1 protein-coding gene and 1 pseudogene are annotated in these 587 nt (G+C 66.8%); both read left to right on the top strand.

Annotated features, from left to right (window positions below; genetic code table 11):
- Positions 1 to 254, top strand: a pseudogene (locus G3I78_RS47040) (hypothetical protein); the annotation flags it as partial.
- A 13-nt stretch (positions 255 to 267) separates the two neighbouring features.
- Positions 268 to 587: HNH endonuclease signature motif containing protein (locus tag G3I78_RS47035; protein ID WP_164436743.1), on the top strand; the 320-nt coding region annotated here is incomplete at its 3' end.

Genomic DNA, 587 nt, shown 5'->3' with positions numbered 1-587 from the left:
ACGCTTCGCTCATCGAGCGCCTGACCGCCGCCGTCGAGGCGCTTGTGCGTCAGACGCAGGACCCGGAACTGCGGTGCTACCCCGCGGCCGAGGTGGCCGAGATGCTCGGCAAGACCGAGAACTGGGTCGTCGAAGCCATGCAGGACCGCCGAGTCCCGTTCACCTACATCGGCAAGTCGCCGCGCATGACGGCTGCCCACATCCGCTGGGTCCTTGAGAACGGTGAACTGACGCCGCACCAGTACGCGGCTTAAGCGGGGGCAGGCAATGAGCGACCGCATCCCCCGAATATCCCGATCTGCACTCTGGCGGGCCGGATTCATCGAAGCCCAGGGCTTCCGCTGCCACTACTGCAACAGACCTGGCGGTCCGACCATCGGACCGGATGCCAGGGCCTGGCACGTAGACCACAAGGACCCCCTGGCGGACGGCGGCGAAGACTCCGAAGACAACCTGGCTCTCGCCTGCAAGCGGTGCAACATCGCCAAGGGAACCCAGCCGTACAGGCACTTCCGTGCCTACGCCAGCGTCGCCTTCTGGTGCGCGGCTCCCGAGCCGGCCGCAGAGCGAGACCTTGACGCTCTCCT

Origin of the sequence: Streptomyces sp. SID13726 (genome assembly GCF_010548375.1) — a bacterium.
In the GTDB taxonomy this organism is placed as follows: Bacteria; Actinomycetota; Actinomycetes; order Streptomycetales; family Streptomycetaceae; genus Streptomyces.
The sequence above is the reverse complement of the archived record's forward strand: the minus strand, read 5'-3'. Positions and strand labels throughout refer to the sequence as shown.